The 25,750-nt window shown below is 62.4% G+C and carries 23 protein-coding genes; 10 read left to right on the top strand and 13 right to left on the bottom strand.

Going from position 1 to position 25,750, the window contains the following annotated elements:
* Window positions 1–46: 46 nt before the first annotated feature.
* Window positions 47–544, bottom strand: a complete 498-nt coding sequence (locus tag ABGM93_RS15280) for a hypothetical protein (protein ID WP_321500963.1) — start codon at window positions 542–544, stop codon at window positions 47–49.
* 35 nt (window positions 545–579) lie between these two features.
* Window positions 580–2,292 (bottom strand): urease subunit alpha, encoded by a 1,713-nt coding sequence (gene ureC, locus ABGM93_RS15275; RefSeq protein WP_321500960.1) that lies wholly within the window; start codon window positions 2,290–2,292, stop codon window positions 580–582.
* A 231-nt stretch (window positions 2,293–2,523) separates the two neighbouring features.
* On the opposite strand from ureC, the gene ABGM93_RS15270 reads away from it, so the two are divergent.
* On the top strand, window positions 2,524–2,820 hold the full coding sequence (locus ABGM93_RS15270) for a hypothetical protein (RefSeq protein WP_321500957.1): 297 nt from the start codon (window positions 2,524–2,526) through the stop codon (window positions 2,818–2,820).
* 16 nt (window positions 2,821–2,836) lie between these two features.
* On the opposite strand, the gene ABGM93_RS15265 is transcribed toward ABGM93_RS15270, so the two are convergent.
* The 3 genes from ABGM93_RS15265 to ABGM93_RS15255 form a co-directional block, all read right to left on the bottom strand.
* Entirely contained in the window at window positions 2,837–3,142 is a 306-nt protein-coding gene (locus ABGM93_RS15265) for an urease subunit beta (RefSeq protein ID WP_321500952.1), read from the bottom strand.
* Window positions 3,143–3,217: 75 nt separating this feature from the next.
* On the bottom strand, window positions 3,218–3,520 hold the full coding sequence (locus tag ABGM93_RS15260) for an urease subunit gamma (RefSeq protein WP_321500942.1): 303 nt from the start codon (window positions 3,518–3,520) through the stop codon (window positions 3,218–3,220).
* A 37-nt stretch (window positions 3,521–3,557) separates the two neighbouring features.
* Window positions 3,558–4,433, bottom strand: a complete 876-nt coding sequence (locus tag ABGM93_RS15255) for an urease accessory protein UreD (RefSeq protein ID WP_321500937.1) — start codon at window positions 4,431–4,433, stop codon at window positions 3,558–3,560.
* A gap of 418 nt (window positions 4,434–4,851) precedes the next feature.
* Between ABGM93_RS15255 and ABGM93_RS15250 the strand changes: the two genes are divergently transcribed.
* The 3 genes from ABGM93_RS15250 (at window position 4,852) to ABGM93_RS15240 (ending at window position 8,479) form a co-directional block, all read left to right on the top strand.
* Window positions 4,852–6,204 carry a D-alanyl-D-alanine carboxypeptidase family protein gene (locus ABGM93_RS15250; RefSeq protein WP_321500935.1) on the top strand — a complete coding sequence of 451 codons (1,353 nt, stop codon included), beginning with the start codon at window positions 4,852–4,854 and terminating at the stop codon, window positions 6,202–6,204.
* Between the two features lie 35 nt (window positions 6,205–6,239).
* Window positions 6,240–7,421, top strand: coding sequence for a GTP-binding protein (locus ABGM93_RS15245; protein ID WP_321500933.1), 1,182 nt, complete (start codon window positions 6,240–6,242; stop codon window positions 7,419–7,421).
* A gap of 323 nt (window positions 7,422–7,744) precedes the next feature.
* Window positions 7,745–8,479, top strand: coding sequence for a TylF/MycF/NovP-related O-methyltransferase (locus tag ABGM93_RS15240; protein WP_321500931.1), 735 nt, complete (start codon window positions 7,745–7,747; stop codon window positions 8,477–8,479).
* 203 nt (window positions 8,480–8,682) lie between these two features.
* Here the strand turns inward: ABGM93_RS15240 and ABGM93_RS15235 are convergent, their stop codons facing one another.
* The 4 genes from ABGM93_RS15235 to ABGM93_RS15220 all read right to left on the bottom strand — a co-directional run bounded on the left by ABGM93_RS15235 (window position 8,683) and on the right by ABGM93_RS15220 (window position 13,450).
* Window positions 8,683–9,255 carry a cob(I)yrinic acid a,c-diamide adenosyltransferase gene (locus tag ABGM93_RS15235; protein ID WP_321500928.1) on the bottom strand — a complete coding sequence of 191 codons (573 nt, stop codon included), beginning with the start codon at window positions 9,253–9,255 and terminating at the stop codon, window positions 8,683–8,685.
* A gap of 194 nt (window positions 9,256–9,449) precedes the next feature.
* On the bottom strand, window positions 9,450–10,745 hold the full coding sequence (gene ccrA / locus ABGM93_RS15230) for a crotonyl-CoA carboxylase/reductase (protein WP_319774540.1): 1,296 nt from the start codon (window positions 10,743–10,745) through the stop codon (window positions 9,450–9,452).
* Between the two features lie 378 nt (window positions 10,746–11,123).
* Window positions 11,124–12,800: a methyl-accepting chemotaxis protein gene (locus tag ABGM93_RS15225; RefSeq protein WP_321500926.1), complete on the bottom strand. Its 1,677-nt coding sequence runs from the start codon at window positions 12,798–12,800 to the stop codon at window positions 11,124–11,126.
* 29 nt (window positions 12,801–12,829) lie between these two features.
* A complete protein-coding gene (locus ABGM93_RS15220; protein ID WP_321500924.1) occupies window positions 12,830–13,450 on the bottom strand; it encodes a hypothetical protein in 621 nt (206 codons plus the stop codon).
* A gap of 397 nt (window positions 13,451–13,847) precedes the next feature.
* Here ABGM93_RS15220 and ABGM93_RS15215 point away from each other — a divergent pair, with 397 nt between their 5' ends.
* Both ABGM93_RS15215 and ABGM93_RS15210 read left to right on the top strand, forming a co-directional pair.
* Window positions 13,848–15,839 carry a protein meaA gene (locus ABGM93_RS15215; protein WP_321500922.1) on the top strand — a complete coding sequence of 664 codons (1,992 nt, stop codon included), beginning with the start codon at window positions 13,848–13,850 and terminating at the stop codon, window positions 15,837–15,839.
* 55 nt (window positions 15,840–15,894) lie between these two features.
* Window positions 15,895–16,671: a hypothetical protein gene (locus ABGM93_RS15210; protein ID WP_321500920.1), complete on the top strand. Its 777-nt coding sequence runs from the start codon at window positions 15,895–15,897 to the stop codon at window positions 16,669–16,671.
* Window positions 16,672–16,686: 15 nt separating this feature from the next.
* Here ABGM93_RS15210 and ABGM93_RS15205 read toward each other — a convergent pair whose 3' ends face one another.
* On the bottom strand, window positions 16,687–17,961 hold the full coding sequence (locus ABGM93_RS15205; RefSeq protein ID WP_321500918.1) for an MFS transporter: 1,275 nt from the start codon (window positions 17,959–17,961) through the stop codon (window positions 16,687–16,689).
* 243 nt (window positions 17,962–18,204) lie between these two features.
* Between ABGM93_RS15205 and xth the strand changes: the two genes are divergently transcribed.
* Complete coding sequence (gene xth / locus ABGM93_RS15200; RefSeq protein WP_321500916.1) at window positions 18,205–19,008, top strand: exodeoxyribonuclease III; 804 nt, start codon at window positions 18,205–18,207, stop codon at window positions 19,006–19,008.
* A gap of 230 nt (window positions 19,009–19,238) precedes the next feature.
* Here the strand turns inward: xth and ABGM93_RS15195 are convergent, their stop codons facing one another.
* Both ABGM93_RS15195 and tesB read right to left on the bottom strand, forming a co-directional pair.
* A complete protein-coding gene (locus ABGM93_RS15195; protein WP_321500914.1) occupies window positions 19,239–20,378 on the bottom strand; it encodes a mechanosensitive ion channel family protein in 1,140 nt (379 codons plus the stop codon).
* Window positions 20,379–20,470: 92 nt separating this feature from the next.
* Window positions 20,471–21,340, bottom strand: coding sequence for an acyl-CoA thioesterase II (gene tesB, locus ABGM93_RS15190; protein ID WP_321500912.1), 870 nt, complete (start codon window positions 21,338–21,340; stop codon window positions 20,471–20,473).
* Window positions 21,341–21,561: 221 nt separating this feature from the next.
* Between tesB and ABGM93_RS15185 the strand changes: the two genes are divergently transcribed.
* The 3 genes from ABGM93_RS15185 to ABGM93_RS15175 all read left to right on the top strand — a co-directional run bounded on the left by ABGM93_RS15185 (window position 21,562) and on the right by ABGM93_RS15175 (window position 23,969).
* Window positions 21,562–22,800, top strand: coding sequence for a ubiquinone biosynthesis hydroxylase (locus ABGM93_RS15185; RefSeq protein WP_319774549.1), 1,239 nt, complete (start codon window positions 21,562–21,564; stop codon window positions 22,798–22,800).
* Window position 22,801: 1 nt separating this feature from the next.
* Window positions 22,802–23,665, top strand: coding sequence for an SDR family oxidoreductase (locus ABGM93_RS15180; RefSeq protein ID WP_321500910.1), 864 nt, complete (start codon window positions 22,802–22,804; stop codon window positions 23,663–23,665).
* Between the two features lie 106 nt (window positions 23,666–23,771).
* Entirely contained in the window at window positions 23,772–23,969 is a 198-nt protein-coding gene (locus ABGM93_RS15175) for a twin transmembrane helix small protein (protein WP_319774551.1), read from the top strand.
* 24 nt (window positions 23,970–23,993) lie between these two features.
* Here ABGM93_RS15175 and ABGM93_RS15170 read toward each other — a convergent pair whose 3' ends face one another.
* Complete coding sequence (locus ABGM93_RS15170; protein WP_321500905.1) at window positions 23,994–25,634, bottom strand: acyl-CoA synthetase; 1,641 nt, start codon at window positions 25,632–25,634, stop codon at window positions 23,994–23,996.
* Window positions 25,635–25,750 lie beyond the last annotated feature (116 nt).

The following is a 25,750-nucleotide window of genomic DNA, read 5'->3' as shown; positions in this document are numbered from 1 at the left end:
TTCCCGCCGCGCGCCTGTTATTCTTGGATCGAGACGGAGCACTGGCCTAGCGCCACTCCGCCGCCTCGACTTGAAACCGTTGCACCGTGCCGGGTCGGCGGCTCAAGCGCAAAGAGCAGCTTGCCGGACCGGCCAGAGCATCGGCAATGCGCGCGTCCCTTTCCGCAATGGCCAGCGCCAGTGACCGGAATTCCGCCAGATCGGGGTCGCGTTCCGCCGTCGGCTCGTCCAGCATCGTGCCTGCAAAATCGACCGAGCCCCAACGCGATTTCCGCGCATCCACCAGTTTCATCACGACCCCGTCCGCACCGGGCGTCAGCCGGAACGCCATGGCGCGACGGTCTTCCGGCTTCGACAAGGCGTCCCAGCGCCCGAGGGAGATGACGAGGTCGGCATTGGGCACGGGGGTTCGCATCCAGTCCGCGAAATAGACCGCCGTCGGCTCCCCGTTCCGGCTGATATAGCCTTGCGGAGCCGCGGCCTCCGGATCGCAGCACGGGCATCCCATCGTGGGCTCACTCGCCATCTCGATTTCCAGGCTCACGGGGCCGCCCCTCCTTTTGCGGGTTTCAGATCGGATCAGAACAGGAAATAGCGTTGAGCCATGGGCAGGCTCTCCGCCGGTTCGCAGGTAATGAGTTCGCCGTCGCACCGCACCTCGTAGGTTTCAGGATCGACCTCGATCTGCGGCGTCGCGCAATTATGGATCATGGAAGCCTTGGAGATACCAGAGCGCGTGTTCTTGACAGGCAGGATGAGCTTGCCGAGCTCAAGCGATGCGCCGATCCCCGCCTCATAGGCCGCATTGGAGACAAAACTCACCGCTGATGCCTGAAGCGATTTGCCGAAGGCGCCGAACATGGGACGGTAATGGACCGGCTGCGGCGTCGGAATGGAGGCGTTCGGATCGCCCATCGCGGCAGCGGCGATTGTGCCCATCTTGAGAACCAGATCCGGCTTCACGCCGAAAAAGGCCGGATCCCACAGAACCAGATCCGCCAGTTTGCCGACTTCCACCGATCCGACATGGCTGTCCATGCCATGGGCGATGGCCGGGTTGATCGTCACCTTGGCCATGTAGCGCTTCACGCGCATGTTGTCGTTGTCACCGGTCTCTTCCGCCAGGGCCCCGCGCTGCACCTTCATCTTGTGCGCGGTCTGAAGCGTACGGATCAGCACCTCGCCCACGCGCCCCATCGCCTGACTGTCGGACGCGATGATCGATAGCGCGCCCATGTCATGGAGAATGTCTTCCGCCGCAATCGTCTCCTTGCGGATGCGGCTTTCGGCGAAGGCCACGTCCTCGGGGATCGACGGATCGAGGTGGTGGCACACCATCAGCATGTCGAGATGTTCATCGATGGTGTTGCGCGTATAGGGCCGCGTCGGGTTGGTGGAGGAGGGAATGACGTTCGGATGGCTCACCACCTTCAGGATATCCGGCGCATGCCCGCCGCCCGCTCCTTCGGTGTGAAAGGCGTGGATGGTGCGTCCCTTGAAGGCGCCGAGCGTGTTTTCCACGAAACCGGATTCGTTCAGCGTGTCGGTGTGGATCATCACCTGCACGTCATAGGCATCCGCAACCGAGAGACAGCAATCGATGGCCGCAGGGGTCGTGCCCCAGTCCTCGTGCAGTTTCAACGCCATGACGCCTGCGCGTACCTGCTCTTCCAGCGCAGCCGGAAGCGCCGCATTGCCCTTGCCCGCGAAAGCGAGATTCATCGGGAAGGCTTCCGCCGATTGCAGCATTCGCGCGATGTGCCAGGGGCCGGGTGTGCAGGTCGTGGCGTTGGTGCCGGTGGCAGGCCCGGTGCCGCCGCCGATCATCGTGGTGACACCGGAATAGAGCGCCTCGTCGATCTGCTGCGGGCAGATGAAATGAATGTGGCAGTCGATGATGCCCGCGGTCAGGATCTTGCCTTCACCGGCAATCGCCTCCGTTCCAGGCCCGACGATGATGTCCACGTCGGGCTGAACATCCGGATTGCCCGCCTTGCCGATGGCGACGATGCGGCCGTCCTTGAGGCCCACATCGGCCTTCACGATGCCCCAGTGATCGACGATCAGCGCATTGGTGATGACGGTATCGACGGCCCCGCCCGCCCGCGTGACCTGCGATTGTCCCATGCCGTCGCGGATGACCTTGCCTCCGCCGAATTTCACTTCCTCGCCATAGGTGGTGAAATCCTTCTCCACCTCGATGAAGAGCTCGGTATCGGCAAGCCGCACCCGGTCTCCGGTCGTCGGTCCGAACATGTCGGCATAGGCCGCTCGCGGCATCTTGTAGGGCATCTGGAACAGCTCCTCTCACAACCATCGCGCCGGAACACAGGGGCCTTGATCCGCCCGCAACCGCGTTCCTCTGTGCGTATTCATATTTCGGGCAAAGCGGGCTCAAGATTGCCCAGAAATGAACCCGCTTCGGTCAGTCCCTGACCATCTTTTGCCGCCCATATGCCATCCGCGAACTTACCCCCGGCCCCTGGCTTCCCATGGCCCGATGACACACAGAGACACAAAGCCATGCCCCGAGCGTTGAGACGACTTTGGCTTCTTCTTGCCATTGCGGCGGTCGCCGTCACCTATCTCGCGATTGCGCCGGGTGGCCCCTTGAGCCCGGAATACCAGGCCCCCCAAAATGATGCCCTCAACCGCATGACGACCGACGCACCAGCCCAACTCCATCTTCCCGGCTTCGGCGCGGACAGGCTTGCATTCGACCTGACCGAGGCCGCGCGCGGCGGTGGCGACCCGATCATCGGTGAAACCATCGACCGGTTTCTGGGGCTCGTCGCCGCGCCGTCATCCGACAGAACCTAGCGCCGGACGCCCCGCGCTACAGTTTTCCCATCACCGCCTGGTTGAACCCGTAAACGGTCCGCGCGCCGCGAAACGGTACCAGCGTGACGGAGCGGGTCTGGCCCGGCTCAAAACGCACCGCAGTTCCCGCCGGTATATCGAGCCGCATGCCCTTCGCCGCCTCGCGGTCAAAGGAAAGCCCCGGATTGGTCTCGGCGAAATGATAATGGCTGCCGACCTGAACGGGCCGGTCTCCTGTATTGGCAACCTCCAGCGTCAGCGCCTCCAGACCGGCATTGAGTTCGATCTCGCCCGATGCGGGCAATATTTCTCCGGGGATCATCCCGATCACTCCTCGATTGCGTCCCGTTCGCAGGGCTGCCGATCGCCGCCCCGGCAAATCGGCTCTGAGCCCCGCTCAGCGGATCGGCTCATGAACCGTCACGAGCTTCGTTCCGTCGGGAAACGTCGCCTCGACCTGCACGTCGTGGATCATCTCCGCCACGCCGTCCATCACCTGGTCGCGCGTGATGACCTTCGCCCCGTCCCGCATCAGTTCGGCCACCGTCCGTCCGTCGCGCGCACCCTCGGTCACGAAATCGGAGATCAGCGCGATGGCCTCCGGATGATTGAGCTTCACGCCCCGCTCAAGCCGCCTGCGGGCGACCATCGCAGCCATGGCGATCAACAGCTTGTCCTTCTCTTTGGGCGTCAGATTCATGCCTGGTCCTCAACTCTCATCACCCGTGCCCGTCTTGTCAGCAGGACCAGACCCGCGGCAGATCCTCACCGCGCCAGCCCTGCAGAAATTTCATGATCGTCTCGCGCAAGGCGCGCGCATCGCGCGACAGGAGCCGGACGACCAGCACACCATTCCACGCACTCACCCCGCATGAAAGCCCTTCGGCGCGCGGATGCGTTCGGGCCGCCTCAAGCAGGTCTCTCGCCCGCTCGACGTCGCCTTCAATTCCTTCAGCCACGTCGAGAATGGTGGCAAAGGCACGCGCCCCATCGCCCGTCGCCGGCCCGGCCAGGATCACTTCGGGATCCCCCACCAGCCGCACGTCATCGGCATAGACGAGGCGACCGTCACGTCGGATGCGCCAGTGATCGCGAAAATGCGCCCGCCTCACGGTCTCCCCCATGGCGGCGCGCCCCAGAACGACCGCTTCCACCGCGCAAAGACGCGCCCCGCCTGCCAGATCGACGTCGAGCCGACGCTGCAGGTTTGCGCCATCGAAGACGATGGTATCCTGGGGCAGCCAGCTTGCCTGCGCGCCTTCGCCCACTTCAAGCCGGTTCATGACGCGGCCCGCCGCGCCGAGGCTGCGATAGACCCGCTCCGCCGCCTGACTGGTGACCGTCGCCCTGGCACCCGCTCCCCACGTGGCGGAATAATCCAGTTCATCCCCGCCCGCGATGCCGCCTGCGGTATTCAGGAGCACCGCCTGACGCTCCCCGCTCCCCCGTGGCAAGCGCACCTTGGCCGAACCGCTCTGATAGAGATCCGCAAGCCGTGTCTTGCCATCGCAAACCGCGAACCCCACATGCGCCACGCCACGAGCGCGCTGAAGCGTGCTGCCATCGGGGCCGCTTGCCGGGCTTGGTGTCTCTGGGAGGGTGGGCGCTAGCATGAGGGGCCGAATACTGTGTGGTGCCGCAGATGAGATTTCTTACGAGCAAGGCGCGGGCCAATCCCGAAGCCGCCTGTTTTTCCGCCGCAATTGTGACAACTCCGTCAGGCTTTGACCAGATCTGCGGCAAATGCCCGATTCTTGTGCGTTTCAGTCGATAGGGTGGTACCGACACAGACGGCGCATCCGGATATGCTGGGGAAGGTTCGCGCAGCCGTGAAGGCATCGCGGCGGCGAAGACTTTGCAATCCGGGGGCCTGATCGGTTATTGATGCGGGATACCAGACGCAAGATCCGGCATGCCCACCACAGTGACGCTAGGAAAACCGGCGAGGTTGCATTGCCCAATTCAGCATATTCGCGAGACGGACGCCGATTGCGACATGCCCGGAATTCGCCGGTCCTTCCGAGCGGGATCATGGCGCTGCTGGTTCTTGTCCTGAGTGCTATACCCCGGCCCGCACATGCCGAGATCGCAGCCTGGATGGTTTTTGAAGTCGGTTCCGGCGAAGTGATCGACCAGCATGAAGCGTTCCGGCGTTGGTATCCGGCATCCCTGACCAAGCTGATGACGGCCTATGTCGCCTTTTCCGCGATCAAGCAGGGGCGCATCACGCTGAAATCTCCGGTCATGGTCTCAGCCCATGCCGCAGCTCAACCCCCGAGCAAGATGGGCCTGAAAGCCGGTTCGACGCTCAGCCTCGACGCGGCACTCAAGGTCATGCTGGTCAAGTCGGCCAATGACATCTCGGTCGCGGTCGCAGAAACCATCGGCGGATCGCAGGCCGGTTTTGCCGACGTGATGAACAAGACCGCCCGCGAGCTGGGCATGCGCGACACGCATTTCGTCAATCCGCACGGCCTGCCCGCCTCAAACCACTATTCGTCCGTCCATGACATGGCGCTCCTGTCGCGCGCGCTGTTGCGCGACTTTCCGCAATACAAAAGGCTCTATGGCTATACGGGTGTGCAATACGGCAAGCGGTTGCTGCGGTCCGCGAACCGCGAATATCTGCGCCGCGTGCGGGGCGCGAACGGGCTGAAAACCGGCTATGTCTGCAATTCCGGCTACAATGTCGCCGTGTCCGCCACGCGCGGCGGGCGCACCATGGTCGCCATCGTCTTCGGCGCTGCCTCAGGGCTTGAGCGCGCAGCAAAGGCAAGCGCCCTGATCGAGAAGGGCTTCGATGGTGGCGGAGTGTTCAAGAGCCACCCAAAGCTCGACAACCTCAAGCGTCCGGGCTCGGTCAAGGGCTTGCCGCCCGACGGCTATTGTCGGCGCAACGCCAAGCCCAAGCTTGAAAAGCTCATGGCAGACTATGCCGGCTCCGCCCCCATGCGCGCGGCCAATTCCGGCCTTCCGGGCGTAAGGACAGCCTTTGCGCGCGAAAGCGGCCGCACACGGGCTGCGGGCATCGCCACTTCCCGCGCCGACACCACGATCCCCCGGACGCGCGACAAGAAGGTGGATTGGGGCGTGGTGATGGATCGGCTTATCGGCGCACAGCGCCGCAGCGACAATCTCGTGCGCATCACATTGGCGATTGATCCGAACGCCAAACGTGCGGTACCGCTCAGCGCGCCAAGCGCGGATGACGCCTCGAAGAACGTCGCCGACGCGTTCGGCATCGTCATGCCACCGCGCGGCAAACCGGATTCAAGACCAGCGACACAGCCCGCAGATACGAATACGAATGCGGTCCCTGTCATCGTCACTGTGCCGACGCGCGCCAGTGACGGCACCCCCACACCCAGGCCCGCGCCGCGCTGATCCGCGGTCCGGGCGCAACCGGATCTGCCTCAAAAATGAATGACACGCCTCGCCGGAGACCACCCGAACCCGTGCCGCTGACCGTGGTCACCGGCTTTCTCGGATCCGGCAAGACCACGCTGCTGAACCGCATTCTCAGCGACCCGGCGATGAAGGATACGGCTGTCATCGTCAACGAGTTCGGTGATATCGGGCTCGATCACCTCCTGGTCGAGGCGGCTGATGAGGGTGTGATCGAACTCTCCTCAGGCTGCCTGTGCTGCACCATTCGCGGCGATCTCATCAACACGCTGGAAGACCTGCTCCGCCGTCTCGACAATGGCCGCATCGATGCCCTGAAACGCGTGGTGATCGAAACGACCGGACTTGCAGATCCAGCCCCGGTTCTGCATGCGGTCATGCTTCATCCCTACCTCGTCATGCGCTACCGGCTCGACGGCGTGATCACCACCATCGACGCCATCAACGGCGCCTCGACCCTGGATCAGCATGCCGAGGCCGTGAAACAGGTCGCGGTTGCCGACCGGCTGGTGCTCACCAAATCGGATCTTGCGACAGACGAGAAATCCCGCGCGGCGCTGGAAGCCCTTCATGAGCGTATCCACCGGCTGAACCCCACAGCCCCCGTGCTGGATGCGGCCGCGGGCGAAGCGACGCCTGCCAGCCTTCTCAATTGCGGGCTCTACGATCCCGACACGAAAATCCCCGATGTCCGCCGCTGGCTCGGCGAGGAAGCCGCCGCCGACAAGGCCGGCTCGCATAGCCACGCGCATCATCACGGGCACGGGCATGATCATCATGGGCATGATCATCATCACGACGTGAACCGCCACGACAATCACATCCGCGCTTTCACATTGAGAAGCGACAAGCCGATCCCGGCAGCGGGACTGGACATGTTCCTCGATCTGATCCGCTCGGCGCATGGGCCCAACCTGCTGCGGCTGAAGGGCATCGTCGCGATCGCCGAAGACCCCGACCATCCGGTGGTTCTGCATGGGGTGCAGCACGTCTTCCACCCACCCGCACGGCTGCCCGCCTGGCCAGATGACGATCACGGCACCCGGCTGGTCTGCATCACCCGCGACATGCCAAAGGGCTTCGTGGAGGGGCTTTTCGCAGCCTTCACCGACACCGCACAGCCAGACACGCCGGATTCAACCGCCATGCTCGAAAACCCGCTGGCAGTGACCGGTTTCAAGGGGGATTTCAGATAGGGCCGGGCCGGCCAATAGCGGCCTCAAGATCGTGGGGGACGATGTAGATCCGAAACATCGGAACCTGCCCCGCAGCCCTCAACAGCGCAAACAAATGCTCAGGTCGATGGATTTGCGATTGGAGCGCCCCTCTAGATTGCCCCCTGAATCGCGGAAACCAGCCTTTCGGACTGGTCGTCGGCCGTCGAGGGCCTGTTTTTTGATTTCGCGTCGCATTGCGTAACAGTGGCGTCCGATCATGCACGAAGGCATCTTGCCCTAGCGTCACTTTCTGGACAGTGATATTTCAAACCAGAGCATTCAAATAATTGCGAGTGACATTTATGGCATTTGGGATCGGGCGGGCCCTTCGCGGAAAAAGCCGCAAGGCCAAGGCACAACCGTACGAGTACGAGGCCGACAACCTCGCGGTGCGCAAAAAGAACCTCGGATTTTTGCGAAATCCTGATTTTGCCAGGGCATGGCAACAAGCCGCTGATGGGAATGCGATTGCCTGGAGTGGCAGACGCAAGGATGTGCGGTGGCGCGCTCACACTGCTGTCTGGGCTGCTCGGCACGGACTGAAGCTGGAAGGCGATTTCGTTGAGTGCGGGGTCTTCCTCGGTTTTCTGTCCATGACGATATGCCATGCGCTCAACTTCGCGACTGTGCCCAAGACATTTTATCTCTTTGATACCTTCGATGGCATTCCGGACGATGGGAGCACAGAGACAGCGCGTCGCAACGGTTCGTATTTCGACTGCTATGATCAGGCGAGCAAGAACTTTGAACCATTCCCCAACGCGAAGCTGGTGCGAGGTCGACTGCCTAAGACGCTGGAGGATGTGACGATTGATCGGATTGCCTATCTCTCTGTCGATCTGAACCATGCGGGAACTGAGAAGGCGGTTATCAACGAGCTGTGGGATCGCCTGTCGCCGTCGGCAATTGTGCTGATCGATGACTACGCCTTTGCCAAGCATGAAGACCAGCACGAGATGTGGGACGAATTCGCCACCTCCAAGGGCTGCTCTGTCCTCACGATGCCAACAGGTTCCGGGGTGCTGATCAGACCCTGACAGGAAAGCGCAAGATCGTCTCACCCGAGGGGGAGGTCTGGTCGAAGGCCGGGTTGGGGGATCGAAGCCATCCAGGTCGACAGGAGATTGCTCCCGTCCCACATTGCAGACGTGAGCGCGCCTGACGGTTCGCCCACAACCAATCTAAAAGATAGGAGCGAACCTAGCGGTTCGCCCATAACCAATACAAAAGAGGAGCGAACCTAGCGGTTCGCTCCGGGCACCCAAAGGACGTCGCCCGCCCCCTTGTCATTGACCCAGCGCGCGGCCACGAAGAAATAGTCGGAAAGTCGGTTCATGTAGCGAAGCGCAGCCGCGTTGATGGCCTCGCGTTCCGCCAGTTCGCCGATCAGCCGTTCCGCGCGCCGCGCAACGGTGCGCGAAAGATGCAGATGCGCTGCCGCCGCCGTGCCCCCCGGCAGGACGAAGGAGCGCAGCGGCTGAAGATCCCCGTTCAAACGGTCGATCTCCGCCTCAAGCTTTTTCACCTGTTCGTCGGTCACACGAAGAGGCTCATAGGCAGGCGGCTCCTCCGTTTCCGGACTTGCCAGATCCGCCCCCAGATCGAAGAGATCGTTCTGAATACGCGCCATCGCGGCATCGAGCTCGGGATGATCGCCAAGGTGCAGGCGCGCGAGGCCGAGCGTGGCGTTGGTCTCATCCACCGTTCCATAGGCGGCGATCCGCAGGTCATGCTTGGCCCGGCGCTCACCGGATCCGAGCGCCGTTGTTCCGTCGTCGCCCGTGCGCGTGTAGATCTTGTTGAGTACCACCATCGCAACCGTCTCCACCCCTGTGCCCGGCACCTGAATCGGCGCCCATTTTGCGCGCGGACCGTAGACCAGACTTGCCGCCGCGAAAAGTCCGTGAGCGCAAAGCAAACCGTCGCCAGACGTGAAAGCGGGGAAGGCAGCGCAACCGGCCACCTCCCCCGTCCCGAATTCCATCGCAAGCCGGTCGATCGACCGGCCTACTGGCCCGTGGCTTCCAGCACATCCTCGAAGGAGCGCAGACCCGGCACCGGCGAGTTGACCAGAACTGCCATGTTGCCGGGCTGATGCTGGTTCTTCCACATCTTGGTGTGGGCCTTCGGGATCTGTTCCCAGGGAAAGACCTCCGACATGCACGGATCGATGCGCCGTTCCACCATCAGCTTGTTGGCCGCCGCCGCCTGCTTCAGATGGGCGAAATGCGACCCCTGAATGCGCTTCTGGTGCATCCACACATAGCGCGCATCAAAGGTGATGTTGAAGCCGGTCGTTCCCGCACAGAAGACAACCATGCCGCCTCGCTTCACCACGAAGGTCGAAACCGGGAAAGTCTGCTCGCCCGGGTGCTCGAAGACGAAATCGACATTCTCACCCTTGCCGGTGATCTCCCAGATCGCCTTGCCGAACTTGCGGACCTCGGAGAACCATTCCTTGTACTCCTCGGAATTGACCTTCGGCAGTTGCCCCCAGCACTTGAAGTCCTTGCGATTGATCACGCCCTTCGCACCCAGGCTCATGACGAAATCGGTCTTGTCTTCCTCGGAAATGACGCCGATGGCGTTCGCACCGGCGGCCGCACACAGCTGCACGGCGAAAACGCCGAGACCGCCCGAGGCGCCCCAGACAAGCACATTGTCACCGGGCCGCAGGATATGCGGGCGATGCCCGAACAGCATGCGATAGGCCGTGGCGAGCGTCAGCGTGTAACAGGCGCTTTCCTCCCAGCTCAGATGCTGCGGACGGTGCATGAGCTGACGGGCCTGAACGCGCGCGAACTGCGAGAACGACCCGTCCGGGGTCTCGTAGCCCCAGATGCGCTGCGTGGCGGAGAACATCGGATCGCCGCCATTGCACTCCTCGTCGTCGCCGTCATCCTGATTGCAGTGGATCACGACCTCGTCGCCCACCTTCCAGCGCCGGACCTTCGAGCCGACGGCCCAAACGATGCCGGACGCGTCGGAGCCGGCAATATGAAATGGCTGCTTGTGGACGTCGAAGACGGAAATCGGCTCGCCGAGACCTGCCCAGATGCCGTTGTAGTTGACACCCGCCGCCATCACCAGAACGAGCACCTCGTCATCGCCGATCTCCCAGGTCGGCACGACCTCCTTCTGCATCGCCTCTTCCGGAGGACCGTGACGGTCGCGACGGATCACCCAGGCGTGCATGTTTTTCGGCACATGACCCAATGGCGGGATCTCTCCCACCTCGTAGAGGTCCTTGTACTCGGCGGCAGGCTGCGGCGGCGCAGCCTCGATTTCAGCGGTGACAGCCATTTTGTCTCTTCCCATTTTTGCTTCTCTCCGACCTCGGTCGCTCACCCGTTGCCAAACGCCCTTCCCTGCGTCGACAAGACAAGATGGCGGCCACCCGGATAGCCGGGCCCTCCCTCGCGGACAGACATCAATATTGCGCTGCAATATCGAGTGGATGCAAGAGCCTTACATGGTTCTTTAGTCGCAAGCATTGAAAAGTATCAGACCGCAGCGCGGCATGATGTTGCGTAAGGTGGAGTATATTCGCGAGAAAAACAGAGATAGTGCCTATAATCGCGCCATGGTGACTGCTGCGCCGCAACAGAACCCGGAAATGAAAAGGGCCGCGCGACACATGTCGCGCGGCCCCATCGATCATATCCCGACGGAATGGCGGGTTCAGGCAGCCCGAACACGGGAGAGAAAGGCATCCACCTCTCCGCGCAGGGACGTGGCGTCCCCGCTCAGCGCTTCGGCGAAGGACTTCACATCCCCACCCAGTTCGCCCGTCTGGGTCGCGCCATCGCGCACCACGACGACAGCCTGGCTCACCTGCTGTGTGCCACTGGCGGCCTCCGACACGTTGCGCGCGATTTCCTGAACGGAAAGCCCCTGCTCTTCTGCTGCCGCCGCGATGGAGGAAGCCGTCTCGCGCATGACCTCAAGGCGGCCGCTGATCGTGTTCACCGCCGTCATCGACGCGGATGCCGCGCTCTGCATCTGCTCGATCTGGCTTTCGATCTGTTCCGTCGCCTTGGCCGTCTGGCTTGCCAGCGCCTTGACCTCAGAGGCCACGACCGCGAAGCCCTTGCCCGCCTCGCCCGCACGAGCTGCCTCTATTGCCGCGTTCAGCGCCAGAAGGTTGGTCTGGTTGGCGATATCCTGAATGAGGCTGATCACCTCGCTGATACGCGCAACCACGTCGCTCAACTCGCCGACAGAGGTGCTGGTGCGGGCGGCTTCCGCCGCCGTTTCCACCACCAGACGCGCATTGTTTTCAAGCTGGCCGTTGATTTCGCGGACCGATTCAGCCAGCTGCTCGGCGGAGTCGGCCACCGAATTCACATTTGCCGATGCCTGCTCAGAGGCACTGGACGCCTCGATCACGCGGCCTGACGTACTGTCGGCGAGGTCTGAGAGCCGCTCCGCATTGCTGGTCAGCGTACTGGCGGATTCGCCCAACCGATTGACCAGCGCCATGACCGAGTTTTCAAACTCCTGCGCCAATGCTTCCAGCTCTTGCTTGCGCTGAACGCGGTTGCGTTCTTCCGTCTCGCGCGCCTCTTCTTCCAGACGCCGGTTCTGAGCCAGATTGTCTCGGAACACCGTGAGCGCACGGGCCAGATCCCCGACCTCATCCCCGCGGCTCGCATAATCGATTTTCGTTTCCAGAGCGCCCTGCGCGATTTCGCCCGTCTCACGCGCGATCACACGCATGGGATGCGAAATGCCGCGATAGCCGAACAGCCCCGCGCAGATGGACAGAACACAAAGGGCCGCACCGGAGACGATGGCGGTCACTTTCACATTCTGAAGCTGTGTCGCCTGCGCCGTCTCCGCGTTGCGGACTTCGGTCAAGAGCGTGGATTTGTAGCCGGCCAGAGCGGTGTGAAGCTCCCGTGTCAGATCCTCGATCTCGCCGGTCACCTCCAGCGCCCGCGCCACGTCGACCGTCATCGGACGTTCCATCAACGCGATCTGGCGATCCGCATAGGCGCTCTGCCACTCCTTTGCATGCCCCTCGGCGTCCGTCAGAAGGGTCTTGTCCAGTTCCGTCTCGCTCTCAAGCTTCGAATAGGCCTCGGCCCGACGCTCGTTCGCCTCACGATAGCTGGCGACCCGGCTCTCATCGCCCGTCAGAAGGTAGGTGCGGATATAGGCCTGCGCATCGGCGAAATGCTTCTCGTAGCCGTTCACCGTGTCGAGCGTCTTCATGAGACTGGTCATCTTCATCACGGAATTCTGTGCAGCGCCGATCGCATTATAGGTCACCAGGGCCCCCGCCAGGCCTGCAATGAGGATGCAGGCAAAGATGGCGGCCAGCTTTCCGGTGACGGAGAGCTTGCGAATGTTCATTTTAGCTCAGTCCTTCTGGAAGGCCGCAATCACACGCCGAGGCGGCGCTGCAACTCGGTCAGGTTGATTTCGATTGTCGCTGCCCCGATGGGGGTGCCGGTATCGACATCCGCAATGGTCATGTTGACCTGCGCGCGCCACGTCTTTGTCGCCTCGTTCCATTCAGCCTCATCGATAAAGACAGCATCGCCGCCCATCGGGAAGGTCTTCTGGAACTTCGCTTCATCACCTTGCCAGTAGTCGGACGTGATGGAACTCTGCCCCACATTGAGGCCGTAGGAATCGACAACGAAGATTTCCGAATAGAGGCCAAGCGACGCGGCCTGAATGCGCGACAACTGCGACGAGGTCGGGTTGGACATGACACGCGCGATCATCGGCTGCTTGCCGTCGCTTTTCGTTTGGGCACGCCATGTCGTGTCAAGCTCATCGATCCGCGCCTGATCGATTCCGGCCAGACGTTTGTTCTGCGCCTTTACGGAAATCTGGATCACCTCATCCTTCAAAATGGCCCGAAGGGTGGAAATGACGTCAGCAGAGATCAACCGCCCCGGCTCGGGTGCGGTGGCTGGCGCGGCAACGTCACCGGCAATGGCGCTTGCCTGCAGGACGACCGCAAGAAGACAACCGGATACGAGTGCTTTCACCATGCTTCCGAACCTTTTCTTTGACATAGCATTCATATCGCTTAGGTCGGGTTTACTTATGATTAAATTCATTCCTCATGAGTAGTATTTCTTATGTCATATAAGAGAATATTATTGACCGGATTGAACGGAACCGGTTCTGACGTTTTGACGCCTGCGTGAGATCTGAAATACCCGCATTTCTTTTGTACTTTCACACGCGGCGCAAAAATCATTATAAATATTAAATAGTTCACCGAAGCCCTCAACGCTGGATCCTGTGCGTCTTTGAAAATCCTGATGCCCGCGGGCCACCTCCCGCTTCCTCTAGGAGACCTCTTCCTTGGTTTAGGTGACAGGCGGAATGAAAAGCCGTAAAACGAAATTGCGGCACTGCATCATTCTTGGGAGGAACAGCGCGATGTCGGCAAATATCAGGACAGGGGCGGACAAGCCCTGGATTTTCCGCACCTATGCGGGCCACTCGACGGCAGCGGCATCCAACGCGCTTTATCGCTCCAACCTCGCCAAGGGACAGACCGGCCTTTCCGTGGCTTTCGATCTGCCGACGCAGACCGGCTATGACCCGGATCACGCGCTTGCGCGTGGCGAAGTGGGCAAGGTCGGCGTGCCGGTCGCGCATCTGGGCGACATGCGGGCGCTTTTCGACCAGATCCCGCTTGAAAAAATGAACACCTCGATGACGATCAACGCCACCGCGCCTTGGCTTCTGGCGCTTTATGTGGCGGCAGCCGACGAACAGGGGGCAGACCGCTCTCTCCTGTCCGGCACAACGCAGAACGATCTCATCAAGGAATATCTCTCCCGCGGCACCTATGTGTTTCCGCCCGCGCCCTCCATGCGGCTGACCACCGACATGATCGCCTGGACCTACCGGGAGATGCCGAAATTCAACCCGATGAATGTCTGCTCCTATCACCTGCAGGAGGCGGGCGCGACGCCCGTGCAGGAGCTGGCCTTCGCGCTCGCGACCGCGCAGGCCGTGCTCGACAATGTGAAGGCGTCCGGCGCCATCGCGCAAGCCGACTTTCCCAAGGCGGTCGGCCGCATCTCGTTCTTCGTCAATGCCGGGCTGCGTTTCATCACCGAGATGTGCAAGATGCGCGCCTTCACGGAACTCTGGGATGAGATCTGCCGGACACGTTACGGCGTGGAGGACGAACGCTACCGCCGCTTCCGCTATGGTGTGCAGGTCAACTCGCTGGGCCTGACCGAACAGCAGCCGGAAAACAACGTCTACCGCATCCTCATCGAGATGCTGGCCGTGGTGCTGTCCAAGAACGCGCGCGCCCGCGCCGTGCAGCTGCCTGCCTGGAACGAAGCGCTCGGACTGCCGCGCCCCTTCGACCAGCAATGGTCGCTGCGCATGCAGCAGATCGTGGCCTATGAGACCGACCTTCTGGAATATGGCGACATCTTCGACGGCTCGGCGGAAATCACCGCCAAGGTGGAGGCCCTGAAGGCGGAAGCGCGCGAGGAACTGGCCCGCATCGACGCCATGGGCGGCGCGGTGGCGGCCGTTGAATCCTCCTACATGAAGCAGAAGCTCGTGGAATCGAACACCCGCCGCCTTGAGGCCATCGAGAGCGGCGAGCAAACCGTTGTCGGCGTGAACCGCTGGACGGAAAGCGAGCCCTCACCGCTGGCCGGTGGCGCCGATGGCGGCATCCTGACCGTGCCGGAGCATGTGGAGGCAGAAGCCGTCGAGGCGCTGAAGGCCTGGCGCGCGGCGCGCGACGACGCGGCTGTTTCGCAAGCCATCGCCGCCCTGAAGAGTGCCGCCGCCGAAGACCGCAACATCATGGAGCCCTCCATTGCCGCGGCCAAGGCAGGTGTGACCACCGGCGAATGGGGCGCGGCCCTTCGCGAGATTTTCGGGGAGTATCGCGCCCCCACCGGGGTCGGACGGTCCGCACGCGAGGACGGCAGCGAGACGGAAGGTGTGCGCGCAGCGGTTGAGGCGGTGTCGCGAAAGCTGGGGCGTCGACTGAAGTTCCTCGTCGGCAAGCCCGGCCTCGACGGCCATTCCAACGGCGCGGAACAGATCGCGGTGCGCGCGCGCGATTGCGGCATGGAGGTGGTCTATGAGGGCATCCGCCTGACACCTGCCCAGATCGTCAACGCAGCTTTGGAAGAAAGCGTGCATGTGGTGGGGTTGTCGATCCTCTCCGGCTCGCATCTGGCGCTGGTGCGCGACGTGATGGACCGCATGCGGGCCGCAGGTCTCGACGATGTGCCGGTTGTCATCGGCGGCATCATTCCCGAAGAGGATGCCAAATCCCTGCTGGCCGCCGGCGTTGCCGCCGTGTATACGCCGAAGGACTTCCAGCTCACCGACATCATGGCCGATATCGTCAGGATTGTGGACGCACAGGCAGTGAAGGCGGCGTAAAGACACAAGAGACGCATGATCCAAATCTCGGCCTCTTGGTTCAAAGAGATAGATCATGCGTCAAAGAATAATACTTCTCGCCCTGATTTTGGTCATTACGATTGGGCTCATCCCGACTCTTGATGTTTATAAATATTTTCTATTTGAGCATGAAATCAGACTCAACTTACCATATCTGATCATTACGGCGGGACTTGCACTCCCGCCTCTTCTTGTTCTTTCAGGCCTCTTGGCGGCTTTCACCAACTGGCGCTTAAACAGGGTCATCGCGTGGCTTCTGGCGCTCGCCGTGCTTTTCGGTTTCCTGAGTTGGGTTATGGGGGCCGCAGCCCTTGCTGCACCGGGAGCCACTCTCATCTGGTTCCGTGCTTTGGCCCTTGCCTTGTCGTCCCTGGCCTTGCTCCGCCTTTTGACTTCTGCGCCCCCCCCCGCCCCATCGTCCCGGCTTGCCTGGACGATGATCGGCATCGCCGCTGCAATCGCCGTGTGGTCTCTGGCCGGGATGATCTGGATCAGCTACAGCGCGTCGGCCATCGCAGGAGATCGCCCGTATTGCCTTGCCTTCCATTCGCGCGAAGGCAAACCCGTCAGGTCGTTCTCTGAACTCAGATATTTCTCATTCTTCACAACGTCTTCCGGTTACAAGAGAAGCTCGCACTGGTACTTTCATGGTGTCCTGATCGTGAATGCAAAAGAGGGCAGACAAGTATACAACTGGTCCCCGCGAGGATTTGCATGGGATCGGGTTCATAATCCGGAAATCCTGCTCGAAAACCCGGTGAGCGCATGCGATCCGAAAGCGGAGTTCATGAGAGATCTTCGTCTCTACTGAGAGCCGCAGGTTCCTTCATACGCGACCGTCCAGATGCCGCGCTTTCCTGAGATCGGGGAACATCCTCGCCCAGAGCACGGCAACCGCCATCGTGCCTGCGCCGCCCACCACGACCGCCGACACCGTGCCGATGGCCGCGGCCATGACACCGGCGCGGAATTCGCCAAGCTCGTTCGAAGCTCCCACGAACACCATGTTGACGGCATTGACCCGGCCGCGCAGCGCATCGGGGGTCCACAGCTGGATCAGCGTCTCGCGCACATAGACCGACACCATGTCGAAACCGCCCATCAGCAAGAGCGCCGCAATCGACAGCCACGGCATTGTCGAGACCCCGAAGACAATCGTGAAAGCCCCGAAAAATCCGACAAAGACGAACATCAAAAGCCCCGCGTGATCGCGCAAGGGATGGGCGGCCAGCCAAAGTGCCACCATGATCGCGCCGATGCCGGGCGCGGCGCGCAGGAGCCCAAGGCCCCACGGGCCCAGTTCCAGGATATCGCGCGCATAGACAGGCAGAAGCGCCACCGCGCCGCCCAGCAGCACCGCGAAGAGATCGAGCGAGATCGCCCCCAGCACCACCTTCTCGCGCCAGATATAGCGAAACCCGTCAATCACGGAGGTGAAGGTCACGCGGCCCACTGCGGTGTGCTGCGCCGGTTTCGGGATCAAGAAGACGGATATGGCGGCACCGGCCAGCATCGCCAGCGCCACGATATAGCTCGCAAGCGGCGATACGCCGTAAAGGAGCCCGCCCGCCACCGGCCCAACAATGCTTGCCACCTGCCATGCGGAGGAATTCCAGGCAATCGCGTTGGCCAGATGCTCCGCCGGAACGAGATTGGTAACGAGCGCAGACGCCGCCGGATTAAAGAAGGCCCGCGCCGTACCGAAGCCCAGCAACAACGCAAAAACCGGCCAGACAACGGATGAACCCGACAGGGTGAAGCCAAGAAGGGCCGCCGCCATCACCCCCTCGCCCACCAGCGCCCCCCCCATCACCGTGCGCCGCCCGAACCTGTCGGCAACCGTTCCCGTCATGAGAACGAGCAGAAAGGCCGGCAGGAACTGGGCAAGCCCCACAAAGCCCAGATCCAGCGGATCGCGGGTGATGTCATAGACCTGCCAGCCAACCGAGACGGAAATGATCTGCACCGCGAAGGTGGCCCCGAAGCGGGCGGCCCAATACCGGCGATAGGCGGAATGGGTGAAGGCGAGCCAGCGTGACGCCTTGTGGTCCGCGCCGGATTGCGCGCCGTGAGACGGCTCCGTTTCGTGAGGTGGTGACATGCGGAGCATCCCGGGCGTCGCAAAAGACGAACTGCCGTAGCGGATTCTGCCAACAGCAGGATCGATCTCTTATATCAAGCCGGGGTTCCTGCACAGTGCCAAGACGTTTCCATCTGCATTTCGTGGACGATGCTTCAATCGCGGCGGACCATCTGGTAAGGGCGTGAATGTCGCGGTAATGTCTTGCCCGCCCCGCGCACATCTGTGCCGATACCGTTTCCTCTCCAACACTTCCGGAACGCCATGACAGACCAACTGAAGATCGCCACCTGGAACATCAATTCCGTGCGGCTTCGCCTGCCATTGGTGGAACGGTTCCTGCAAACCTATGCCCCCGATGTCCTGTGCCTTCAGGAAACCAAATGCCCGGATGCGAGCTTCCCCTTCGCCGCTCTTCGCAAGGCGGGCTACCAGAACATCGAGATCAACGGCCAGAAGGGCTATCACGGCGTCGCCACGCTCTCGCGTCGCCCGCTGACGGGTACCGAACGCAGGCGCTTTTGCGACAAGGACGACAGCCGTCACATCGCGACCGACATCCCCTTCGCCGATCGCAATCTGCGCATCCACAACTTCTATGTGCCTGCGGGCGGCGATGAGCCGGATGCCAACATCAACGAGAAATTCCGCCACAAGCTCGATTTCCTCGACGAGATGGAGGACCTCCTTGGCGCGACCCAGTTTCCCTGCATTGTCGTCGGCGACTTGAACATCGCGCCTTACGAGCAGGATGTGTGGTCCACCAAGCAGCTTTCGCGGGTGGTCAGCCACACACCGCTTGAACGCGAACGTCTGGAGGATGTCCGCAAGGCAGGTCCGTTCGTGGATGCCATGCGCGCTCACATCCCCATGGAAGAAAAGCTCTACACCTGGTGGAGCTACCGCGCCCGCGACTGGAAGGCCGCCAACAAGGGCCGCAGGCTCGACCATGTCTGGGTCACCCCACCGCTCGCACCCAAGATCGTCGATGTGAAAGTGATCGAGGAAGCCCGCGGTTGGGAAAAGCCGTCCGACCACGCCCCCGTGCTGACCACACTGGAAGGCTGAAGAGAGGCAACGAGGGCACCCGATCAAGCCCTCCCCGCCTGACCAGCGGATCTTGTCGCCGACATGCGCGCTTGCCGCCCATCCTTCGAGACGACGCTTCGCGTCTCCTCAGGATGACATCGTGGGTGGGGATGCTTTGAGATGCGCAACATATGCAACGTCATCCTGAGGAGCGCTCATCGAGCGCGTCTCGAAGGATGGGCCGCTTGCTCGAAACGGATCCCAAGCCCCTACTTCTGAACCTGGGCCATCTGCGCGCCCACCGCCGCGCCGCCCATGCCGGGTTCCGGCGAACGTCCCGCACCCGGCAGCTCCGCCCGGATGCGTGGCAGGCATTCGGGATAGGCGTCCTGCAGCCAGCCGATCATCTTTTCGCGGATTTCGCAGCGAAGATCCCACGCCCTCGGCGAGGTTGATGCGGTCATCAGCGCACGAACGAGAAGACCACGCTCATCGGAGGCCTCCACCTGAAGGTTCACGACGTTGCGGTCCCAGAGCTTCGACTGGTCGAGCAACTCTTCCAGCTTCTCCCGCATTTCCTGAACCGGCACCGTGTAATCCACCCGCCAGTAGACGGACCCGATGATCGAGGCGGATTCGCGCGTCCAGTTCTGGAACGGCTTTTCGACGAAATAGGAAAGCGGCACCACCAGCCGCCGCCAGTCCCAGATGCGGATGACGACATAGGTCGCCGCGATTTCCTCAATCCACCCCCATTCGCCCTCCACCACCACCGCATCCTCGATACGGATCGGCTGGGTCAGCGCGATCTGGATGCCCGCGATGAGATTGGACAAAACCGGGCGCGCCGCAAAGCCGACCACAAGGCCCGCCACGCCTGCGGAGGCGAACAGGCTAACGCCATATTCGCGCACCGGTTCGAAGGTCATCAGCGCAAGACCGATGGTGAGGATGACGATCACCACATTGATGACCCGCCGCATCACCCGGATCTGCGTGATGTAGCGCCGCGCCTGAAGATTGTCCTCCACATCCAGCCGGAAATGGCGCGCATAGCGGTCGGCCACAACGCCCAGAACCAGGACCGCCGCCCACCCCACCAGCAGGATCATCAGCACGAACATGGCGTGATAGATGTCGCCGATGAAGCGGAAGGGCACATCGAGCAGCGGCACCGCGAGCGCCAGCGCCACGATGAAGAAGACGAGCCGCGTGATCGGCCGGATTCGTTTCGCAATGAGGGTGAGGTTTGGATAAACCTTGCCGAAGGTCCGGTTGAAGATGCCGATGGCGACGCGATGGGCCAGATATCCGATCAGGATCGCAAACAGGATCAATCCGGCCGCCAGAATGGGATCGGGCAGCCGGTCAATCTCGGCAGGCGCCAGTTTGTCGAGTTCTTCCAGCACGGCGGTCGGTCCCCGGAACGTCCTGCGGATCGCGCAGGATGCTCCGGATCAACGCATGACCTTGAGTAAGGTTCCCGCACCTGCGGCGCTGATTAGAACCACTGGTTTTTCTGGCGGATGAGACCTTCCTGCGCGGTGGAGGCGACTAGCCGTCCGTCGCGGGAGTAGATCCGGCCCCGGCTGAAACCGCGCGCGCCGGAAGAAGACGGGCTGTCGGTTGCATAGAGCAACCAGTCATCGGCCCGGAAGGGCCGGTGGAACCAGACGGAATGGTCAATGCTGGCGGGCTGAATCTGATCGGAGAAGACCGACAGGCCATGCGCAAACAACGAGGTGTCCAGAAGCGTCATGTCGGAGGCGTAGGCCAGCACGCAGCAATGGATGTTCGGATCGTCCGGCAGGGTATCGGTGGCGCGAATCCAGACATATTGCTCCGGCGGCAGTTTCTCGTTGGAAACGTAGTGCCGCATGTCCGTCGGCCGCAGCTCAAGCGGGCGCTTGCGCTCCCAGTAGCGCTGCACGGATTCCGGCGCATGTTTCAGGAATTTCTCCTTCAGTTCCTCCTCGCTCGGAAGGTCTTCCGGCTGCGGAACGTCCGGCATCTCCATCTGGTGATCGAGACCGTTTTCGGGGATGTGGAACGAGGCCCCCATGGAAAAGATCGCTTCGCCATGCTGGATGGCGACGACCCGCCGCGTCGCGAAGGAACGACCGTCGCGGATGCGGTCCACCTCGTATAGAATGGGCACCGACGGATCGCCCGGGCGCATGAAATAGCCGTGCATGGAGTGGATGTGATGGCCGACGCTCACGGTTTTCATCGCCGCGCCCAGCGCCTGCGCGACGACGCGGCCGCCAAAAACCCGTTGCCAGCCGCTTGCCGGATTGCGGCCCCGGTACAGATTGTGTTCAACATCCTCCAGTTCGAGGATTTCCAGGAATGTCTCGACAGCCGTATTCATATGCGTTTGTTTCCAGGGACCAACCGGGAATAAGCCCGGCTTCCAAAAGGCGGGAAATACGTTAGACAATGCGGCAGGGATACCAGATGCCATCACGTCGTTGTTGGCGGAACCCTGCGCAGGCGGGATGCGCAAGTCAAGTCGGGGCTGTACTGAGCGGCAACCGGAATGGCGCCGGACAGACAGTCTCAGCCGGTGCCCATTAGCTGCAAGGAGTGGATATGTCGATTATCCGGAAGGATGACGAGGTGCTGGACGTTCTGGTCGCCGGTGGCGGTTATGTCGGGCTGTCGCTGGCTCTGGCGCTGAAGGTTTCCGATCCCGCGATCAAGGTCGCGGTGGTCGACATGCGACCGCGCGCGGCCATCGAGAAAGACCTGCGCTGTTCGGCAATCGCGTCCGCCGCCGAGCGCATGCTCACCCATCTCGGCGTCTGGCAGCAATTCGCGGACCGCGCCCAGCCGATCAATGAGATGATCATCACCGACAGCAAGCTGCGCGACACGGTGCGTCCGGTGTTCCTCACCTTTTCCGGCGAGGTCGCACCCGGCGAGCCTTTCGCGCATATGGTCGCCAATTCCGACATGGTCGGCGCGCTGCACGACACGGCGGCCGCGGCCGGCGTCGAGATCATATCGCCGGAGGGCGTGTCCTTCTTCGAGGCGGATGGCGAATCGGTTTCGATCGAGCTTTCCGGCGGCACGACCCGCACCGCACGCCTTCTGGTCGCCGCCGACGGTGTGCGTTCCAGGTTGCGCGATCTGGCGGGCATCAACACCGTGCGCTGGTCCTACGGCCAGTCGGGCATCGTGTGCACCGTGGAACATGAACGCCCGCACGAGGGGCGCGCGGAAGAACACTTCCTGCCCGCTGGCCCCTTCGCCATTCTGCCGCTCACCGGAAACCGCTCCTCGCTCGTCTGGGCCGAACGGACCTCTGTTGCCGATACCCTCGTCAAGGGAGACGATTTCACCTTCGATCTGGAGCTGGAACGCCGCTTTGGTTACCACCTCGGAGAGGTCAAGGTCGCAGGCCCGCGCCATGCCTATCCGCTGGGCCTGACGCTGGCGCGCGATTTCGTGAAGCCGCGTTTCGCGCTGGCAGGCGATGCCGCCCATGGCATCCACCCGATTTCCGGTCAGGGCCTCAATCTCGGCTTCCGGGACGCTGCCGCGCTCGCCGAAGTGATCGTGGAGGCCCGCCGGTACGGCCAGGATGTCGGCGCGTTCGACGTTCTGGAGAAGTACCAGCGCTGGAGGCGCTACGACACGTTCCAGATGGGCGTGGTGACGGACGTCTTGAACCGGCTCTTCTCCAACGAATCGGACGTGCTGCGCGCGGCGCGCGACTTCGGCCTCGGTGTCGTCGATCGCCTGCCCGGCCTGAAGCAGATGTTCATTCGCGAGGCCGCCGGGCTCACCGGAACCGTGCCGCGCCTTCTCACCGGCGAGGCGATCTAAGGTGTCGGGAGACACCCGCCTTCCCGGCAAGGGACGGGCGGTCCTGATTACCGGCTGTTCATCCGGCATAGGGGCAGCGGCGGCCACCGGCCTGCGCGCGCGCGGCTACCGTGTGCTCGCCTCCGCCCGTCAACCGGCCGATGTGGCCAAACTCCAGGCCGACGGCTTTGAGGCCTTCCACCTCGACTATGCGGATGCCGATTGTGTGGCCGAGGCCGCGACAGCCGTTCTGGCGGCAACCGGCGGGACCCTCTACGGGCTCGTCAACAATGGCGCCTACAGCCAGCCCGGCGCGGTGGAGGATGTCCCCCGGGCAGCGCTCGCCGCGGAATTCGAGGCCAATCTCTTCGGCTGGCATGATCTGACCTGCCGCCTGATCCCCGCCATGCGGGCACGCGGCGAGGGCCGAATCGTGCAGGTCTCGTCTGTTCTCGGCCTGATCGCCATGAAATATCGTGGCGCCTACATCGCATCCAAGTTTGCCCTGGAAGGCTTGAGCGACACACTGCGTCTGGAACTCGCAGGCACCGGCATTCATGTGGTTCTGGTGGAACCCGGCCCCATTGCCACACGATTCTCGATCAATGCGGCGGAGCATTTCCGCAAGACCATCGATGCGGAGAATTCGCCTCACCGCGATGCCTATGTCCGGCGCAGGGCGCGGCTGGAACGCGGCGGGGCGAAACGCTTCAAGTTGCCGCCCGAAGCCGTGGTCCGGCGCATCGAACAGGCGCTGGAAGCCCCGCGCCCGAAACTGCGATACCGCGTGACGACACCCGCCCATGTCGCCGCCATCGCCCGCCGCCTGCTGCCCGGTCGCGTTCTGGACCGTGTCCTCGGCGGAGCTTCTGACCGCGAACAATGAAATTGGACGTTGCGGCAGATTTCGATCATCAATTAAAAGGAATGTCTGATCAAGAAACCGGCGGCAGCCTGAAAAGGGAGGATGCGCCGGTCCGGGGGGCTCCTTGATGGCACAATTTCTCTACAATCTCATTCCGGTTGGCGTCGGCATTGTCGGACTGATCCTGATAGCCGGCCTTTTCAACATGCTGAGGGGCGGTTCGGCCAACACCTCGCAGAAACTCATGCGCGCCCGAGTCATCGCGCAGGCCGTGACGATCGCGATCGTCCTCGTGGCCGCCTTCATGCTGCACGGCCCGAGCTGAGCCCGACCGGACCAGCGGACGGGTTCACGCTTCCGCGCGGGCCTGTTCGCGCAAGATCCGGCGGATGACCTTTCCCGTCGTCGTCATGGGCAGGCTTTCGACAAACGCGATTTCGCGCGGATATTCATGCGCGGCCAGTCGAATGCGCACATAGTGGCGGATTTCCTGCGCCAGTTCCGGCGTCGCCTCCACATCCTCCTTCAGCACGATATAGGCCTTCACAATCTCGGTGCGCACCGCATCCGGCTTGCCCACCACGGCGGCCAGCGCCACCGCGGGATGCGCAATGAGACAATCCTCGATCTCACCCGGCCCGATACGATAGCCAGCCGACGTGATCACGTCGTCGTCGCGACCGACGAAATGGAAATAGCCATCCGCGTCCATGACGCCCTGATCGCCGGTGAGCATCCAGTCACCGACAAATTTCTGTTCCGTCGCCTCGGGTCGCTTCCAGTATTCAAGGAACATCACCGGATCCGGCCGCGCCACGGCGATCTGCCCCTTTTCACCGGCGGGCAACACCTCGCCCTCAGCCCCGATCACCGCCACATGATGCCCGGGAACCGGCTTGCCGATCGCACCTGCCCGCGAAACGCCGATCTTTGCGCAAGAGGAGAGCACGAGATTGCACTCTGTCTGGCCGTAAAACTCGTTGATCGTCAGCCCCAGCCCCTCATGGGCCCATTCATAGACCTCGCGTCCAAGCGATTCGCCCCCCGACCCGATGGAGCGTATCGCCAGATTGAACCGCTCGCGCGGGCGCTCCACCGTGCGTAGGATCTTCAGGGCGGTCGGCGGGATGAAGGCGTTGGCGACCTTCATGTCCGCCATCAGCGCAAGCGCCTCTTCGGGATCGAACTTGTCCGCCCGGTAAGCCACGACCGGAATGCCGAAATGCAGCGATGGCAGGAGGACGTTCAACAGTCCCCCGGCCCAGGCCCAGTCGGCCGGCGTCCAGAACCTGTCTCCCGGCTGCGGAAGAAACTCGTGCGGCATCTCCACGCCCGGCAGATGACCCAGCAACACCCGATGCGCATGAAGCGCGCCCTTGGCGGGGCCCGTGGTGCCCGATGTGTAGATCATCAGGGCCGGATCATCGGCCCGCGTCACCACCGTTTCGAAACGGTCGGAGGCCTTCGCCATGACATCCGCAAGCCGAAGCACACCCGCAAACGGTTCGTCTCCCCCCTCTTCAACGCTCAGAACTGTCTCAAGCTCAGGCAGGCATTCGCGGATTTCCGCGATCTTCTCAAGGCCTGCCCTGTCCGTGACGATCGCCTTCGCCCCGGCATTCGCCAAGCGGTATTCCAGCGCCTCCACGCCAAAGAGGGCCGCCAGCGGCAGGGCGACCGCGCCGAGCTTGTAGGTCGCAAGATGGGTGAGCGCGGTTTCCGGCATCTGCGGCAGCAGGATCGCCACACGGTCTCCACGCCCGACACCGAGCGCGGCCAGTGCGTTGGCAAGCCTGTCGGCGCGCCGGCGCAGCTCCTGAAAGGTGATTTCCTCAACCGTGCCGTCGCGATGCCGGTTCTGGATCGCGACGCGCGTCGGGTCAGCCAGCGCCCAGCGGTCGCAGACATCGGCAGCGATGTTATAGAAATCAGGCACCTGCCAGCGAAAACCGGCAATGAGCCCGTCATACGTATCGGATCTGGTCAGCATATCTCCCCCCGAACCGGCCGGGTCGCCGGTTCCGACGGCCGATGGTCGGCCGCTCCTTATTGGTTCCGCGCCACATTAGGCTCCGTTACGGAACCCTGCAATCGCACAGAAGGGAG

Origin of the sequence: Breoghania sp. (assembly GCF_963674635.1) — a bacterium.
Lineage (GTDB): Bacteria > Pseudomonadota > Alphaproteobacteria > Rhizobiales > Stappiaceae > Breoghania.
The sequence above is the reverse complement of the archived record's forward strand: the minus strand, read 5'-3'. Positions and strand labels throughout refer to the sequence as shown.

What these genes read in the sequence shown, in the direction of transcription:
- ABGM93_RS15205 (WP_321500918.1), bottom strand. Translation starts at nt 17,961, where the DNA reads ATGTCACCACCTCACGAAACGGAGCCGTCTCACGGCGCGCAATCCGGC.
- ABGM93_RS15215 (WP_321500922.1), top strand. Translation starts at nt 13,848, where the DNA reads ATGTCGGCAAATATCAGGACAGGGGCGGACAAGCCCTGGATTTTCCGC.
- ccrA (WP_319774540.1), bottom strand. Translation starts at nt 10,745, where the DNA reads ATGGCTGTCACCGCTGAAATCGAGGCTGCGCCGCCGCAGCCTGCCGCC.
- tesB (WP_321500912.1), bottom strand. Translation starts at nt 21,340, where the DNA reads ATGAATACGGCTGTCGAGACATTCCTGGAAATCCTCGAACTGGAGGAT.
- ureC (WP_321500960.1), bottom strand. Translation starts at nt 2,292, where the DNA reads ATGCCCTACAAGATGCCGCGAGCGGCCTATGCCGACATGTTCGGACCG.
- ABGM93_RS15250 (WP_321500935.1), top strand. Translation starts at nt 4,852, where the DNA reads ATGGCGCTGCTGGTTCTTGTCCTGAGTGCTATACCCCGGCCCGCACAT.
- ABGM93_RS15225 (WP_321500926.1), bottom strand. Translation starts at nt 12,800, where the DNA reads ATGAACATTCGCAAGCTCTCCGTCACCGGAAAGCTGGCCGCCATCTTT.
- ABGM93_RS15260 (WP_321500942.1), bottom strand. Translation starts at nt 3,520, where the DNA reads ATGAATCTGACGCCCAAAGAGAAGGACAAGCTGTTGATCGCCATGGCT.
- ABGM93_RS15255 (WP_321500937.1), bottom strand. Translation starts at nt 4,433, where the DNA reads ATGCTAGCGCCCACCCTCCCAGAGACACCAAGCCCGGCAAGCGGCCCC.
- ABGM93_RS15265 (WP_321500952.1), bottom strand. Translation starts at nt 3,142, where the DNA reads ATGATCCCCGGAGAAATATTGCCCGCATCGGGCGAGATCGAACTCAAT.
- ABGM93_RS15175 (WP_319774551.1), top strand. Translation starts at nt 23,772, where the DNA reads ATGGCACAATTTCTCTACAATCTCATTCCGGTTGGCGTCGGCATTGTC.
- xth (WP_321500916.1), top strand. Translation starts at nt 18,205, where the DNA reads ATGACAGACCAACTGAAGATCGCCACCTGGAACATCAATTCCGTGCGG.
- ABGM93_RS15185 (WP_319774549.1), top strand. Translation starts at nt 21,562, where the DNA reads ATGTCGATTATCCGGAAGGATGACGAGGTGCTGGACGTTCTGGTCGCC.
- ABGM93_RS15210 (WP_321500920.1), top strand. Translation starts at nt 15,895, where the DNA reads ATGCGTCAAAGAATAATACTTCTCGCCCTGATTTTGGTCATTACGATT.
- ABGM93_RS15245 (WP_321500933.1), top strand. Translation starts at nt 6,240, where the DNA reads ATGAATGACACGCCTCGCCGGAGACCACCCGAACCCGTGCCGCTGACC.
- ABGM93_RS15170 (WP_321500905.1), bottom strand. Translation starts at nt 25,634, where the DNA reads ATGCTGACCAGATCCGATACGTATGACGGGCTCATTGCCGGTTTTCGC.
- ABGM93_RS15220 (WP_321500924.1), bottom strand. Translation starts at nt 13,450, where the DNA reads ATGGTGAAAGCACTCGTATCCGGTTGTCTTCTTGCGGTCGTCCTGCAG.
- ABGM93_RS15235 (WP_321500928.1), bottom strand. Translation starts at nt 9,255, where the DNA reads ATGGTGGTACTCAACAAGATCTACACGCGCACGGGCGACGACGGAACA.
- ABGM93_RS15270 (WP_321500957.1), top strand. Translation starts at nt 2,524, where the DNA reads ATGCCCCGAGCGTTGAGACGACTTTGGCTTCTTCTTGCCATTGCGGCG.
- ABGM93_RS15240 (WP_321500931.1), top strand. Translation starts at nt 7,745, where the DNA reads ATGGCATTTGGGATCGGGCGGGCCCTTCGCGGAAAAAGCCGCAAGGCC.